This is a genomic window from Allobosea sp. RIT-PG3_2, assembly GCF_057321085.1.
The window spans coordinates 734,447-749,090 of record NZ_JBXWCA010000001.1; the positions used below are offsets into that span (position 1 = coordinate 734,447).

A 14,644-nucleotide genomic window follows, 5' to 3' on the forward strand; every position below is an offset into this window, starting at 1 on the left:
CGCCGTCATTCCGGGGCGGCCTGAAAGGCCGAGCCCGGAACCCAGAACCGATGCCGTCCGTCATGAAGCGGTCTCTTCCCCGCAGTTTTCACGATCGAGGGCATCGGTTCTGGGTTCCGGGCTCATCGCTGACGCGATGCCCCGGAATGACGGCGTGGTTCCGTATATGAACAACCAGAACGCGGAGCGCATTCCCGCCGTTCAGCCGCGCGCCGCCTGCTCGGTGCGCGTGACATGGACCACGCCCATGGCCAGCACGGCGAAGCCGAGCGCCTGATGGGCGAGCCCGGCCCAGAGCGGCACGACCAGCAGCAACGTCGCCACACCCAGCGCCGACTGCGCCAAGACCATCCCGGCGATGGCGCTCGCGCGCTTGGCGCTGCCCGAACCCGGCGCGGCACGGCGCAGTCTGACGACGTTCCAGAGCGCGACGGCAAAAAGAACGTAGGCGCCGATGCGGTGGTTGAACTGCACCAGCGCGACATTGTCGACGAAGTTCTCCCAGAACGGTGTCTGGGCGAAGAGCAGCGAGCCGGGCGGGACAAGCGTGCCGTCCATCAACGGCCAGGTGTTGAAGGTGAAGCCGGCCTTGGAGCCGGCGACGAGCCCGCCGAGGGCGACCTGCATGAAGAGCAACACCAGCAGCAGCCAGGCGGTCGAGCGGGCGCGCGCCGGCTCGACCCGCCGCAGCGGCGTCAGCGCGGTGGCAAAGGCGACGACCGAGGCGAAGAACAGCCCGGCGAAGGTGAGATGCAGCGTCAGCTTCACCGGCGCCACGGCGACCATGCCGGGCTGGAGACCGGAGGCCACCATGATCCAGCCGATCGCGCCCTGGAGGCCTAGCAGCAGCCCCATGCCGAACAGCGTGACGACCTGCCGCGCTGGCAACAGGCGGCGCAGCGCGACCACGAGGAAACCCGCGAGATAGATCAGCCCGATGAAGCGGCCGAGCTGGCGATGACCCCATTCCCACCAATAGATGAACTGGAACTCGCCCAGGCTCATGCCGTCGTTGAGGATCTGGTATTGCGGGCTCGCCCGATACTTGCCGAACTCCTCGGCCCAGGCTTCGGCCGATAGCGGCGGCAGCGCGCCGGTGATCGGCTTCCACTCGGTGATCGAGAGGCCCGAGCCCGTCAGCCGCGTCGCGCCGCCGACCACCACCATCAGGAAGACGAGCCCCGCCACCGCCCAGAGCCAGCGGCGGATGCCGGCATGATCGGCCTTGGCGAGAGCACCGGCGGTCTGGTTCAGGGCGAGGGTCAAGGATGCGTGCTTTCGGTCGCAGAAGCTGGCTGGCGCTTCACAAGCGCCGATGGCGGTGACATAGACCCGTCGCGACAGCGCGACAACGCCTGCAATGCCGCAGGAGCGATGCAAGGCCCGAGCGGGCGGCGGAGAATTCGATGAGACAACGCAACCGCAAGCTGCTCGGGACGGTGCTGATCCTCGTCTTCGTCTGCGTCTATGCGCTGGTTGCGATGGCGCTCGCACAGGGCCGGATCACGGAAGCGCCGAAGCTCGTCCAGACCATCGCCTATGTCGTGCTCGGCTTGGCCTGGGTGCTACCCCTGCTGCCGCTGATCAAATGGATGGAGCGCAAGGACGAAGCCTAGCCTGCGCTAGGCAAGATCCAGTCTCCGGCCCCGGTTCCGCAGCCAGAACGGCAGCCCGGACAAAAGCGCCCGCAGCGCCGCCTCGTTCTGGTGCAGGCCGTTGAGCGAGACGCGCGGCAGAGCCTGCAGATGCTCGGCATGCTCCGCGAAAAGATGGCCCGGGCGTGTCGTCACGGCACTGACGAAACCGGCCTCCTGCGCCAACGCGAATTCGCGCGGCCCAGCCGAACCGGAATCGCCGACCGGATAGGCGAAATGGTGGATGGGCATCCCCAACTCGGTCTCCAGCCGCGCCTTGCTTCCTGCGATCTCGCGGCGCGCGGTCTCCGCATCGTGCTTGGCCAGCATTGGATGCGTCAGGGTATGGGCGCCGATTATGACGCCCGGTGCCCCGGAGAGCGCGCGCAGCGTTTCCCACGGCAAACACTCGCGCTCGACCAATGCGGCGGGATCGATACCGGCCTCGGTCGTCAATTCGGAAATCGCCGACAGCAGGATTTCTTCGGGGCCTCTGCGCAGACGCCAATAGAGCTTGTCGAAGGCGCGGCTCTTCTCCGAATCCGTCTCGGTCCGGGCGCTAAAACGGCCATCCGGCAAGACGACGTCGAGCAGCGGCAAGACGCGGATCGCCTCCTCCAGCTCCAGCCACCAGAGCCTCGCGGTGCGATCGGCGAAGCCGGGCGTGACGAGGAGCGTCCACGGCGCGCCGTGCTTCGCCAGGACCGGCCAGGCATGCTCGACATTGTCGCGATAGCCGTCGTCGAAGGTCAGCGCGACGAAGAAGCGCCCGCGCTTCGGCTGCTGCAGGCGCAGCAGAGCTTCGTCGAGCGAGACGATGTCGTAGCCCTCGGCCCGGATCAGCCCAAGCGTGGTGTCGAGGAACTCGGGCGTGATCTCCAGCAGGGCGTTGGGCGAGAAACCTTGCGGTGCCTGCGGCCGGACATGGTGCAACGTCAGGATCACGCCCGCGCCTTGCGCGAAGCCGCGACTCCAGCGATCCGCGCCTGTCGCCGCCATCAGCTTGAATGCGGCCGCGATGGCCTTGTGACGTCCGTTCATCGCCAGTCCGTGCAACCGCCCGCTAACGCTGTTGCGCAATGGCGCTGCCGGGCGGGAGGATCATGACCGATCCGTTCACAATGACGGGTTAAGGACGATGCGCCCTCAGCTACGGAGGCGCCGAGGAACCATGTCCGCCATCGCCGCCGAGACACCGCATCCGCAAGGCGCAGCTGTTGCCGGCCACCCGGACGAATGCCCATGGGCCTCGATCGGGATCGAGAGTGACATTCGCTTGCTGGAAGGCGAGTGGCGTGCGTTCGAAGCAACTGCGCTGGTGACGCCCTATCAGGCCTATGGCTGGGTCCGCCCTTTCGCGGAGACGATCGGCGTCGCTCATGGGATGTCGTTCCGCTATGCCCTTCTGCGCGATGCGCAGGGGGCGCTCTGCGCGCTCCTGCCGCTGGTCATCACCCGGCGCAGCGGCATTCGCTTCGCTGAATTCATCGGCGGCAAGCACGCCAATTACCATATGGGGCTCTATGCCCCGACTTTCGCCGCCGCGCTCGATATGGCCCGCACGAAGCAGATGCTGGCCGAGATCGGCGCGGCGATCGGCGGGCTCGATGCGTTCGTCTTCGTCAATCAGCCGGCGCAATGGCAGGGCCATGCCAATCCGCCGGCCCGCCTTGCGGCCGGGCCGAGCCCGAGCCGCTCCTATAAGCTCGCGCTGATCGCCGGCGATGGCGAGGCGACGCTGAAACGCTCGATGAGCAGCCACGCACGCAAGAAGCTCAAGAACAAGCATAGCCGTTTCAAGGATTTCGGCCCTTCGGCGATGGTCCGGGCGACAACGCCGGCAGAGATCGAGCGCGTCGCCTCGGCGTTCCTCGAACAGAAGGCGGAACGCTTCCGCGCGATGGGCGTGCCAGACCCCTTCGCCGAGCCGGCGGTCCGCAGCTTCCTGACAAGCGCGGCAAGCGACGACCTGAACGGCTCCCCGGTGATCGAGCTCTACTCTCTCGATCTGGCAGGAGAATGCGTCGCCACCTATGTCGGCGCCACGCAGGGCGAGCGATTTTCCGGAATGGCAACCTCGTTCGACATGAGCAGCGCGACCGTCCGGACCAGCCCCGGCGAATTGCTGCTCGCCGAGCTGATCCGCCAGAAATGCGACGACGGACTAGCCGTCTTCGATCTCGGAGTGGGCGAAGCGCGCTACAAGACCACCTTCTGCGACGACCACGACGATCTGGTCGACACCTTCTTGCCGCTCACCTTCAAGGGCCGGCTCTTCGCCGCGATGGCTCGGGCGAAACGTGAGTTGAAACGGCGGATCAAGTCTTCCCCCGTCGCGCTGAAGCTGGCGCAACGCGTCTCCGGCTGGCTGCATCGCAAGGAACCGGAGCCGGAGTAGAGAGCAGCCGCAGCACTCAGGCCTCGGCCGGCGCCTCGACGCGCGGCGAAGATGCCATGGAAACACCGCTCTCCGCATCGAGCACTATCGTGACCGGCGCTTCGGTCAGTTCGCTCAAGCGGTAGGCGGCTTCGAGGGCGTGGCCGTTGCCGACCTGCCCGCTCATCACCAGCCCGCCCTGCGCGCGCCTGGCGATCGGGCCGAGCACGGCACCGTCGTCGCTGGACGCGGCCGCGACCAGCACCCAGTCATAGGTTTCGCAGAGCGCATCGAGCGCGACATCGACGAGATCGGGCGCCGCCAGCACCGCGGCGCGGCCTGCCCTGCCGGGGCCGATGCTGTGCAGACGCGATCCCGGCGCCCGCATGATGACGTCCGAGAACAGCGCTTCGCCCGCGAGGAGTTCGGAAAAGCCGGGCTCGCCATGTTCGTCATCCGCCGTCAGGTCGACGAGGATGCAACGGCAGCGCTGCGCCAGCAGCTTGGCGAGGTCACGCGCGTTGGAGGCGCCCTCCCCGCCGCCATCGAGCACGAGCGCCATCGGCGCCATGCCGCGCGGCGGTTCCTGCGTCCGCTCCGCGATCTCGGCAAGCGTCCGCTCGGGACGATCCAGATCGAGCCGCACCTGCCCGAGGCGCCCGGCATGGGTCAGCAGGCCGGCGACGCGCTCGCGGCGAGGCTCCTGCGGTGCGGGCCCTGCTTGTTCGGTTTCGTCCTCGTTCGCGCCCGCGGCAACCCAGCGCGGCCCGCGCGGGGCACCCGGCAAGGGCCGCCCCTGACCGTCGAGCAGCTCACGCGTGACGATCGTCGCCAGCGCGATCAGGAAGGTCGCGAGCGTGACGACGAGCATGACCGGGACCTTCTTGGGGAAGGACGGCTCGGTCGGCTCGACGGCGCGCGAGATGATACGGGCGTCCGCCGGGGTGGCATTCATCGTGTCCCGCGCCACCGCCTCGCGATAACGCTGCATGTACTGCTCGAGCTGGTCGCGCAGGGTGCGCGCCTCGCGCTCGAGCGCTCGCAGCTGCACCTCGCTGTCATTGGCGGACGAGGCACTCTTCTTCTGTCCTTCGAGCGCCGCCTGGAAGCTCTCGACGCGCTGGCCGGCGATCTTGGCTTCGTTCTCCAACGTGCGAACGGCGCGCTCGGACGCGGCGCGCAGCTGTCCTTCGAGATCGAGGAGCTGGGCGTTGAGCTCCTTGATCCGGGGATGCTCTGGCAGGAGGCTGCGCGACTCCGCCGCAATCTGCGTGCGCAGGTTGACGCGCTGCTCGATCAGCCTGCGGACGAGGTCGTTATTGGCGACATCCGGGATCTCGAACGTCCGGCCCTGCTTGATCGCGTCGCGGATCAGGCCGGCCTTGGCCTGCGCCTCGGTCTGCTGGCTGCGGGCCGCCGAAAGCTGGCTCGACAGATCGGTGAGCTGCTGGGAGGTGATCGTCGTGTTGTTGGAACCGACCAACAGACCGTTCTTCGAGCGGAAATCCTCGACCTTGGCCTCGGCCTCGGCGACGCGCTTGCGAAGCGGCTCGATGGTGGTCGACAGCCAGTTGGAGGCGCTGCGGGCATTGTCCTGCTTCGCCGCCTCCTGGAATTCCAGGTAGGTCTCGGCGATGGTGTTCGCCGCTTTCGCCGCGAGCGCGGGATCGCGCGAGGTGAACTCGATCGCGACGATGCGCGAACGGCCGACCGGGAAGACCAGCAGCCGCTCGAAGTATTTCTCGATGACACGCTCTTCCGGCGAACGGTCAGCGGGATGTCCGCCAAGCCCGATCATCACGGCGAGCTTTCGCGCGGCGCTGAGAGCGCCGACGCCGGAGTCGAACTCCGGGTTGCCGACCAGGCCGATGCGCTTGATCGCCTCGCGCGCCAGATCACGCGACATGATGACCTGGACCTGGCTCTGCACGGCTTCGGAATCGAATTGCCCGGAGCTGTCCGGCAAGGACTGGCCCGGCAACGCATAGAAGCCGCCGCGGTTTTCGAGAAGCAGCCGCGCCTCGCCCGTATAGCGCGGCGTCACGACATTGACCGCGAGGAAGGACAGACCCAGCGCGGCAACCGTCGGCCCGATGATCCAGAGCTTGCGGCGCTTGATCGCGACCCACAGAGCGGAGAGGTCGAGCATGTCGCCCCGGCTTTCGCCGACGCCGCGCGCCTCAATCCCAGCTTGAGCGGTCATGACACACCTCTGGACGCAGAACTCCCGCGCCCTTCGCAGGACGCAGCGTCATTGAAGCCTCAGTAAGGTTATTGCCCAGTTAAGATGGCGCGCTTCCGGCTGCCACCGACCGCGGGAAGCCTTTGTTAACCATATCACGCCTAAAGCTCGGGCATATCGTGCATGGGTAGCCTGTGATGAGTCGACGCCTCGCCTCTCTCGCCTTGGCCGCCGCCATGCTGACGGGCGCCTGCGCGCCCCAGTACGCGGCGTCGGACTATACGCTTGCCGAGCCGGCAGGCCCGTACAGGCTCGCCAGCGGCGACAGGCTGCGCATCATCGTCTTCGGCCAGGACAATCTGTCGAACATCTATGCCGTCGACGGCTCCGGCCGGATTTCCATGCCCTTGATCAACACCGTCGAGGCACAAGGGCGCACGACCCAGCAGCTCGCCCAGGCGATCGAGGCCAAGCTGCGCGGCGGCTATCTGCGCGAGCCCAAGGTCTCGGTCGAGGTCGACACCTATCGCCCCTTCTTCGTGCTGGGCGAGGCCACCAATTCCGGCCAGTTCCCATTCGTGAACGGCATGACCGTGCAGACCGCGGTTGCAATTGCGGGCGGATTTACCCCGCGGGGCCAACGCTCCTCGGCGGAAATCACGCGCCAGATCGAGGGCCAGACCGTCACGGCGCTCGTGCCGATCACCTATCCGGTCCAACCCGGCGACACCATCGTCATCAAGGAACGCTGGTTCTGAGGTCGCGCGGAATCCTGCCATGACGGATGCCGCCGAACCGCGCCCTCTCCGAATCCTGCATGTCTTCCGCGCCCCTCTCGGCGGCCTCTTTCGTCACGTTCTCGACGTGGCGCGGGGCCAATGCGAACGCGGGCATTCCGTCGGCATCTTCTGCGACGCGAATACCGGGGGGCAGCGGGCCACCGACGTTTTTCGGGAGCTGTCGGGTCAATTGGCGCTCGGCGTGACCCGCGTGCCGATGTCGCGCTATCCAAGCCTGGCCGACGCCAAGGCTCAGTTGTCGGCGATATCGCTGCAGCGCCGGCTGGCTCCCGATGTGGTGCACTGCCACGGTTCGAAAGGCGGCGTCTATGGCCGGCTTCCGGCCCTGCTCTCACCCCGGCGACGCTACATCACAGCCTATACGCCTCATGGCGGCAGCTTCAACTACAAGCCCGGCAGCACGGAGCATAAGGTCTATATGTCGGTCGAGCGCCTGCTCGAACGCGCGACCGACCTCTTCCTGTTCGAGAGCCGTTTCATCGCCGGGCGTTTCGAAGCGTATATCGGCCACCCGCCGCGGACCGACCACCGCATCGTCCTGAATGGTGTCTCCGATGCGGAGTTCGAACCGATCGATCATGGGGAATCTCGGTTCGACCTGCTCTATCTCGGCGAGCTGCGCTCGGCCAAAGGGGTGGACACGCTGATCGACGCCCTCGCGCTGCTGCGCCTGCGGGAGGGGCTGACGCCGCGGATCCTGATCGTCGGCTCCGGGCCGGACGAGGCCGAACTGCGGCAGATGACGCTTGAGCGCGGCATCGCCGATCAATGCGTCTTCGAACCGCCGGGTCCCATCCGCAAGGCGCTCGCGCGAGCGCATGTGATGGTGCTGCCGTCGCGCGCTGAGTCGCTGCCCTACGTCATTCTGGAAGCTGCAGCCGCCGCGCAGCCGCTGATCTCCACCGATGTCGGCGGAATCGGCGAGATCTACGGATCGCGGCACAGCAGCCGGCTGATCAAGGCCAATGACCCGGCAATCCTCGCCGAGGCGATCCGCAGCATGCTCGCGACACCCGAGGCGGAGCGACTGGCCCAGGCCGTCGACCTGGCAGCGCATGTCCGGGAGAACTTCCGCCTCGACTCGATGGTCGACGGCGTCATCCATGCCTATCGCGACGCGATGGCCGCGCGCTGCACGATCTGAGGCGACGTCAGACCAGCTTCAACGCGGCCACTCCGGCAATGACCAGGACAATGCCGAGCCAGCCGATCGGCCGGATGCGCTGGCCGAAGACCAGCGCGCCGATAATCGCGGTGATCACGAGCCCCGCACCACCCCAGACCGCGTAGGCGACGGCGAGGTCCATGCCCTTGATCGCCTGCGCCAGGGCCGCGAAGGCGCCCATGACGAACACGATACCGCCCGTGCCGATCAGGCGGCGGCTCATCCCGTCCGACAGCTTCAGCAGGTAGGTGCCGGCGATCTCGAAGGCGACTGCCAGCAGCAGCCAGAGGAAGGGAGCGGCCTGAATGAACGAGGCATTCACACAAGCCTCCCATCGGCGAGCCGCTCGTCCTGCTTGCGGCCATGGCCGACACCGGCCTCAATGAGAAGGATACCGGCCAGGATCGCGGCGAGGCCGAGGGCGCGGCCAACCGTCAGATGCTCCCCGAACAGGATATGGCCGATGACGGCAATGCCGACGATACCGAGTCCCTCCCAGACGGCATAAGCCACCGCCATCGGAATGACGCGCAACGCGATGCTGAGCAGAACGAAGGAAAAGCCGATGAGGATCAGCGGCAGCGTGCCGACGAGCCATGGTGCCGAGACGACCGACTTCAGCGCAGCCGTCGCGACGATCTCGACGGCTATGGCCGCGAGCAGAACCAACCAATGAAAAGACATGTTGCACACAGGCGAAGCGGGCGCTGGACGTTGCGGATGCAACGCAGGGACAGCCAAGCAATCGTTAGAGTTTTAAATCGATAGGTCCGAAAAGAAGCGGTTGCTGAGGGCCAGCCTCGACAATCGGCGCCATGAGCGAAATAACGCTCCCGACGCAAGGCCCTGAACGGGCGATATATGCTTCTCAGACACTCATCGAAAACGAATATGGCTTTGACGAGGCCGAATGTCAACACGCGATAACTTGCAATAACAATAACTTACGGGAATCCACCTGATTTATACGTGACTTTGCCTGCTGCCAAGCCATTGGCACGCCGAGACAAAATCAGGATTTTGCGTTAATGGTTTTCAGCGTCGGCCACGATCGCTTTTTCGGGTCCGGAACGCCTCGATTTCGGCGGATCTCCTACCGATCCCGCAAAACAACGAGCTGTCGGATTAAGCGTTCCGTGAGCAATTTCGGATAGACCGCGACCGGGATCGCCCGCGCCCCGGCGCTGCGATCCGGGTTGAGGATGGACGCCATGGGGACTTTCGATGTCCGCGACATGATGAAGGCGGACGCGGCCGCCTCGGCCACGCCGACGATGCTCGGCGGGCCGGATGCAGGCCAGACGCGGCGTTTTCATCCCCTCGCCGAGCGCATCGCCGCCATCCCGGTCAAGCCGACGCTCTCGCCGGTGATGATCGAAGGGGTCGCCCGGCTCGTCGATGCGCTTGCCGTGGCGGGTACGGGCGCCCTGATCTACTGGCTCTATGTCGCTGGCAGGGTCGACTATGCCCTGCCCTACCAGATCGCCATCCCGGCGCTGGCGATCGGCGCGCTCGCTGTCTTCCAGGCCCTGCAGCTCTATCCGATCGGTGCGCTGCGGAGCATCCTGCCCAGCGCGGTCCGGCTGCTGACCGGCTGGACGATGCTGTTCCTCATCACATTAGCCGTCTTCTTTTTCCTCAAGGTCAGCGACCAGGTTTCGCGCGGCTGGCTGATCGGCTTCTATTTCGCCGGCGCCGCAGCGCTGCTCAGCGGCCGGATCGGCCTGATGCTCGGCGTGCGTCATCTGACCCGCAACGGCCGCCTGGAGCGGCGCACCGCCATCGTCGGCGGCGGCGAGGCCGGCGAGGCGCTGATCCGGGCCCTGGAAAGCCAGAGGGATACGGGTCTGCGCATCTGCGGCGTCTTCGACGATCGCAACGACGAGCGCTCGCCCGATCTCGTCGCCGGCTATCCCAAGCTCGGCACGATCGACGATCTCGTCGAGTTCGCCCGCCGGACCAAGCTCGACCTCGTCATCTTCACCTTGCCGATCTCGGCCGAGGCGCGGCTGCTGACCATGCTGCGCAAGCTCTGGGTGCTGCCGATCGACATCCGCCTGTCGGCACATCTCTCGAAGCTCAGGCTGCGGCCGCGCTCCTATTCCTATTTCGGCACCGTCCCCGTGCTGGACGTCTTCGACCGGCCGATCGCGGACTGGGACATTGTCGTCAAATGGATGTTCGACAAGGTGGTCGGCGTGCTGGCGCTGATCGCGCTTTCGCCGGTGATGCTGGCGACCGCCATTGCGATCAAGCTCGACTCCAAGGGGCCGGTGTTCTTCCGCCAGAAGCGCTACGGCTTCAACAACGAGACGGTCGACGTCCTCAAGTTCCGCTCGCTCTATCATGACAAGAGCGACTATGCGGCAGCCACGCAGGTGACGAAGAACGACCCGCGCGTCACGCGTGTCGGCCGCTTCATCCGCAAGACCTCGATCGACGAGCTGCCGCAGTTGCTGAACGTGGTCTTCAAGGGCGACCTGTCGCTGGTCGGCCCGCGCCCGCACGCCATTCACGCCTCGACGGCAAACCGCGCCTACGAGCAAGTCGTCGACGGCTACTTCGCCCGCCACAAGGTCAAGCCCGGCATCACCGGCTGGGCCCAGATCCACGGCTGGCGCGGCGAGACCGATACCGACGAGAAGATCCAGCGGCGCGTCGAGCACGATCTCTACTACATCGAGAACTGGTCGGTGCTGCTCGACCTCTACATCCTGCTCAAGACGCCGTTCTCGCTGCTGACCAAGAACGAGAACGCATATTGAGCACCTTCGCCGAGCATCCGTCGCAGCAGGCGCCGGCCCGCCGGCTCGCAATCTCACATGCCGCGATCAAGCGCGCGACGCTGTGGCTCCTCGGCGCATCGAGCGGCTTCGCGCTGATCGAGCCCTCGCCCTACGAGTTCGTGTTCCTGCTGACGCTCTTCGTCTTCGCGGTCACCGGCATCCGCTTCTCGCAGAAGCTGCTGCCCTTGGCGGTATTGCTGCTGCTCTACAACATCGGCGGCATCTTCTCGCTGATTCCATGGTTGGAGGAGGCCGATTCCGTCCGGTTCACGGCCGTCTCGATCTATCTGATGATCACCTGCATCTTCTTCGCCGCGATCATGGCGGATGATGCGCTGGGCCGGCTGGAAACCTTGTGGAAGGGCTATCTCTTCGCTGCCTGGTGCGCGGGTTTCGCGGCAGTGCTCGGCTATTTCGACATTGCCGGCCTCGGCAGCGTCTTCACGCTCTACGGGCGAGCTTCCGGCACCTTCAAGGACGCGAACGTCCTCGGGCCCTTCCTCGTCCTGCCGATCCTCTATGTGCTTCACCGCGTCCTGACCGGACAGTCCGGGCTTTTTCGCGGGCTTGTCCTGGTCAGCCTCCCGCTCCTCGCGCTTTTCCTGAGCTTCTCCCGCGGGGCCTGGGGCAATCTGGTGGCGTCGGCCATACTCATGGTCGGGTTGACGTTCCTGACGGCTCCCAGCTCCGCCAAACGCGGCCGTGTCGTCCTGCTGACACTCGTCGCATTCATGGCGGCCGCGGCCGCGCTTGCCGTCGCCCTCTCCTTCGAGAACATCCGCGACGTCTTCGAGACCCGGGCAAGCCTCGACCAAAGCTACGACCAGGGTGTGACCGGGCGTTTCGGCAACCAGCTTCGCTCGATCCCGCTTCTCCTCGATACGCCGAACGGCCTCGGGCCGCTGCGCTTTCGCTGGTACTTCACCGACGATCCCCACAACGTCTACATCAACGCCTTCGCTTCCTATGGATGGCTGGGCGGAATGGCGTGGCTGGGGCTGATGGTCGCGACCTGCTACGTCGGCTGGCGCCTCGTCCTGCAGCGCCGGCCCTGGCAGCAGCATGCCGTCGTGCTATGGCCGGTCCTGTTCGTCACGATCCTGCAAGGCCTGCAGATCGATACCGACCATTGGCGCCATTTCTACCTGATGCTCGGCCTGATCTGGGGTCTGGCGGCCTTGCCCAACCCGGCTGCCCGGGCAGCACGCCCTGCCCTGTCCGAACCTGTGGCAATCAAAGATAGCCACTAAGGGCCTTTCAGCGGCCTGCGCTGTGCGGCGGCTCGGTTGCTTCAATCCCGGCTACGCGACGCCGATCGGATCCGCCACGACGAGCGGGCTTGCCCTGCGCGCCTGCTCCGCACGCAGAGCCTGATCGATATGGCGGCGATACTCCGCCCAGGAACCGATCGTGCGGCCGCAATTGGCGCAAGAGACGATGCTGCAAGCGGTCAGCAACCGAGGAATCGATACCCCGGGAGAGCCGCAATCTTCGCAATGGAACCAGTCCTGCCTCAACACGACCCCGCCTGCATACGCCCTTCGCGCAACGAACATAGCGTCCGCCGCGGCCGCATGAAAGAAAACTGCGGATGACTGATTGCTGAACGGCCGCATCGCCGTGATGCGAGCCGCTGGCGGCTCTATTCGAGGGGCCGCGATCGGGCTTCGTCCCCCGGCTTCGCCTTGAGATATTCGAGACTGCTGTTCGAAAAGACCAGCCGGAGCCTGGGGTGCCCGGCCTCCTGCGGCGGAAAGGCATCTTTCCTGCCGGCTGCGGCACGGCGGATCTGGGCGCGTCGCACGATGAGCGACATCTGATGCCTGCGTTTCATAACTGCTGTTCCCACACCGCGCCGGCATGATTGCGCCAAGGAAGCGCGATCCGCACCCCCCATTTGGGGGAGACACCCGATTTTGTTGCAGTGCAAAATAACGTTACCGCGATCTCCCGCGGGCCTTCGGAGGCAGGAGCGCTCAAGATCGTTGCGAAGCGCATTGCATCTGCGGCGACCCGCCACTATAAGCCGACCCGTCGGAGCGTAGCGCAGCCCGGTTAGCGCACTTGTCTGGGGGACAAGGGGTCGGAGGTTCGAATCCTCTCGCTCCGACCATAAAACCCAAGAAAATCAGCCCCTTAGGAGCCCTTCGCAACGGAGGGCCGGCGCTGTTTTTTGTCTCTTGGGTTCACCCGGGGTTCCTGTTGTGACCTCGGATTTTCTCCCGCAGCAATCCGCGATTCTCGTCAGAGCACCCGTGCACGCGGATATTTCAGCGCTTGGGACAAAGCGCGATCCGGCTCCTCCGCCTTCTATCCCTGTGCGCCAAATGCGCTAACGAAGGCCTGATCGTCCGCGCAACGGCGGCCGACGATGTCGTGCCGCACCGTATTGATCAGCGGCCGTTCTGAGACGGCCGACTGGGCCTGCGCCAGTCGTCATGCGAGCTGGGAGCGGCGGGACGAGAAGCGGGACTATTCCGCTCGTGTCAGCGCGGACCTGCCTCACTGGGTTCTGGCGCGGTCCGAACCATCAATATCGAAGCAGACGGACTGCCGATGCTCATGGAATCGCCCCCCTCCCTGGCCAGGAATCAGCGTTCGCGCCCAGTCACCAAGAGCAGCCGCATCTGTATAAGTCGGCGCGATTACCCTCATTCCGCCACAGCGAATATTTTATCATAGGTCAACTTTGCTGCCCTTCTCCGCTCCAGAACGCTCGGCGCCTGGCGCGATTCCCGGCATTGGCAAGTTGTCGAAATATCACTTAACAGAAATTTCTTGGGCTGCTCTGGAAGATCGCCAGTCGTTCAGGTTTACCACTCTAGCTTCATATGCAACGATTTAGGCGGTGAATGACCACCGTGGGAGGATATCATGCGTTTAAGCCTTGTATCCGCTACCTTTCTCGCGACATGCCTGGCCTCCTCGGCTTTCGCGGCCGATCTTCCGCCTCGCGCGGCCCCGGCCCCGGTTATATATGCGCCCATTTTCACATGGACCGGCTTCTACGTCGGCCTCAATGCGGGCGTGGGCTGGGCCGATTCCGGCGACGTCATCGTCACCGGACCAACGCCCGGTTCGTCCGGCATCTTGGGCGGGGGCGGTGGCGACGGTGCCTTCGTAGGCGGTGGCCAGATCGGCTATAACTGGCAATCCGGTTCAATCGTTTACGGCCTCGAGACCGACATCCAATACGTTGGGACGAACAGCAACGTCTCCTGGGGAGGCTATTCGTGGTGGGCTGGCAGAGGCGGCGGTGACGGTAGCTACTTCGGGACCGTCCGAGCCCGTCTAGGCTACGCTGTCGACCGAACGCTGTTTTATGTCACGGGTGGCTTGGCCTATGGCGGCCTGAACACCAACCCTTTGACCGGTGACGCAACAAGCAACGCCGGTTGGACCGTCGGCGGCGGTGTCGAATACGCCTTCACCAACAACTGGACCGTCAAAATCGAAGGTCTCTATGTCGATACGGGCGAAGGCCGAAAGAGCCGCGCCTTTGTCAATGCGCCGGGCGGCGTGCTTCCGGCCGGAACCTATACCGCAACCAGCGATGGGAGCGGTGGCGGTGGCCTTCTTCGTGTCGGCGTGAATTACAAATTCTGATACCAGGGATTTGTATCTGAAACAGCCCAGCGCGTCGCGCTGGGCTGTTTGAGTTCTGCGTACCCGACCTAACCCAACAACCGCGATCGACCGC

Annotated in this window: 12 protein-coding genes and 1 tRNA gene; 8 read left to right on the forward strand and 5 right to left on the reverse strand. The window is 65.3% G+C overall.

From position 1 onward, the window contains the following. Window positions 1–201 precede the first annotated feature (201 nt). A complete protein-coding gene (locus tag AC2FAN_RS03290; protein WP_485172703.1) occupies window positions 202–1,266 on the reverse strand; it encodes a COX15/CtaA family protein in 1,065 nt (354 codons plus the stop codon). A 140-nt stretch (window positions 1,267–1,406) separates the two neighbouring features. Between AC2FAN_RS03290 and AC2FAN_RS03295 the strand changes: the two genes are divergently transcribed. Continuing rightward, window positions 1,407–1,616: a DUF2842 domain-containing protein gene (locus AC2FAN_RS03295; protein ID WP_476794472.1), complete on the forward strand. Its 210-nt coding sequence runs from the start codon at window positions 1,407–1,409 to the stop codon at window positions 1,614–1,616. 6 nt (window positions 1,617–1,622) lie between these two features. Here the strand turns inward: AC2FAN_RS03295 and AC2FAN_RS03300 are convergent, their stop codons facing one another. Further along, window positions 1,623–2,675, reverse strand: a complete 1,053-nt coding sequence (locus AC2FAN_RS03300; protein ID WP_485172704.1) for a polysaccharide deacetylase family protein — start codon at window positions 2,673–2,675, stop codon at window positions 1,623–1,625. A gap of 130 nt (window positions 2,676–2,805) precedes the next feature. On the opposite strand from AC2FAN_RS03300, the gene AC2FAN_RS03305 reads away from it, so the two are divergent. Continuing rightward, on the forward strand, window positions 2,806–4,032 hold the full coding sequence (locus AC2FAN_RS03305; protein WP_485172705.1) for a GNAT family N-acetyltransferase: 1,227 nt from the start codon (window positions 2,806–2,808) through the stop codon (window positions 4,030–4,032). Between the two features lie 16 nt (window positions 4,033–4,048). Here AC2FAN_RS03305 and AC2FAN_RS03310 read toward each other — a convergent pair whose 3' ends face one another. After that, window positions 4,049–6,214 (reverse strand): GumC family protein, encoded by a 2,166-nt coding sequence (locus tag AC2FAN_RS03310; RefSeq protein ID WP_485172706.1) that lies wholly within the window; start codon window positions 6,212–6,214, stop codon window positions 4,049–4,051. A gap of 176 nt (window positions 6,215–6,390) precedes the next feature. Between AC2FAN_RS03310 and AC2FAN_RS03315 the strand changes: the two genes are divergently transcribed. Together AC2FAN_RS03315 and AC2FAN_RS03320 are read left to right on the forward strand one after the other, a co-directional pair. Continuing rightward, a complete protein-coding gene (locus AC2FAN_RS03315; RefSeq protein ID WP_485172707.1) occupies window positions 6,391–6,951 on the forward strand; it encodes a polysaccharide biosynthesis/export family protein in 561 nt (186 codons plus the stop codon). 19 nt (window positions 6,952–6,970) lie between these two features. Further along, on the forward strand, window positions 6,971–8,137 hold the full coding sequence (locus tag AC2FAN_RS03320) for a glycosyltransferase (protein WP_485172708.1): 1,167 nt from the start codon (window positions 6,971–6,973) through the stop codon (window positions 8,135–8,137). Window positions 8,138–8,144: 7 nt separating this feature from the next. On the opposite strand, the gene AC2FAN_RS03325 is transcribed toward AC2FAN_RS03320, so the two are convergent. Beyond that, a complete protein-coding gene (locus AC2FAN_RS03325; protein WP_265052846.1) occupies window positions 8,145–8,480 on the reverse strand; it encodes an SMR family transporter in 336 nt (111 codons plus the stop codon). Continuing rightward, window positions 8,477–8,842 carry a DMT family transporter gene (locus AC2FAN_RS03330; RefSeq protein WP_265052845.1) on the reverse strand — a complete coding sequence of 122 codons (366 nt, stop codon included), beginning with the start codon at window positions 8,840–8,842 and terminating at the stop codon, window positions 8,477–8,479. Before AC2FAN_RS03330 ends, AC2FAN_RS03325 begins: the two co-directional genes overlap by 4 nt. 527 nt (window positions 8,843–9,369) lie before the next feature. Between AC2FAN_RS03330 and AC2FAN_RS03335 the strand changes: the two genes are divergently transcribed. From AC2FAN_RS03335 to AC2FAN_RS03350, 4 genes are all read left to right on the forward strand, one after another. Next, on the forward strand, window positions 9,370–10,923 hold the full coding sequence (locus AC2FAN_RS03335; RefSeq protein ID WP_485172709.1) for an undecaprenyl-phosphate glucose phosphotransferase: 1,554 nt from the start codon (window positions 9,370–9,372) through the stop codon (window positions 10,921–10,923). Beyond that, on the forward strand, window positions 10,920–12,194 hold the full coding sequence (locus tag AC2FAN_RS03340; protein ID WP_485172710.1) for an O-antigen ligase family protein: 1,275 nt from the start codon (window positions 10,920–10,922) through the stop codon (window positions 12,192–12,194). Before AC2FAN_RS03335 ends, AC2FAN_RS03340 begins: the two co-directional genes overlap by 4 nt. Window positions 12,195–12,979: 785 nt before the next feature. Next, window positions 12,980–13,057, forward strand: a tRNA-Pro gene (locus AC2FAN_RS03345). Between the two features lie 761 nt (window positions 13,058–13,818). Next, window positions 13,819–14,550 carry an outer membrane protein gene (locus tag AC2FAN_RS03350; protein ID WP_265052842.1) on the forward strand — a complete coding sequence of 244 codons (732 nt, stop codon included), beginning with the start codon at window positions 13,819–13,821 and terminating at the stop codon, window positions 14,548–14,550. Window positions 14,551–14,644: the final 94 nt, after the last annotated feature.

Coding starts and splice junctions, on each gene's coding strand:
- AC2FAN_RS03295 (WP_476794472.1), top strand. CDS start 1,407: ATGAGACAACGCAACCGCAAGCTGCTCGGGACGGTGCTGATCCTCGTC.
- AC2FAN_RS03300 (WP_485172704.1), bottom strand. CDS start 2,675: ATGAACGGACGTCACAAGGCCATCGCGGCCGCATTCAAGCTGATGGCG.
- AC2FAN_RS03305 (WP_485172705.1), top strand. CDS start 2,806: ATGTCCGCCATCGCCGCCGAGACACCGCATCCGCAAGGCGCAGCTGTT.
- AC2FAN_RS03310 (WP_485172706.1), bottom strand. CDS start 6,214: ATGACCGCTCAAGCTGGGATTGAGGCGCGCGGCGTCGGCGAAAGCCGG.
- AC2FAN_RS03315 (WP_485172707.1), top strand. CDS start 6,391: ATGAGTCGACGCCTCGCCTCTCTCGCCTTGGCCGCCGCCATGCTGACG.
- AC2FAN_RS03320 (WP_485172708.1), top strand. CDS start 6,971: ATGACGGATGCCGCCGAACCGCGCCCTCTCCGAATCCTGCATGTCTTC.
- AC2FAN_RS03330 (WP_265052845.1), bottom strand. CDS start 8,842: ATGTCTTTTCATTGGTTGGTTCTGCTCGCGGCCATAGCCGTCGAGATC.
- AC2FAN_RS03335 (WP_485172709.1), top strand. CDS start 9,370: ATGGGGACTTTCGATGTCCGCGACATGATGAAGGCGGACGCGGCCGCC.
- AC2FAN_RS03350 (WP_265052842.1), top strand. CDS start 13,819: ATGCGTTTAAGCCTTGTATCCGCTACCTTTCTCGCGACATGCCTGGCC.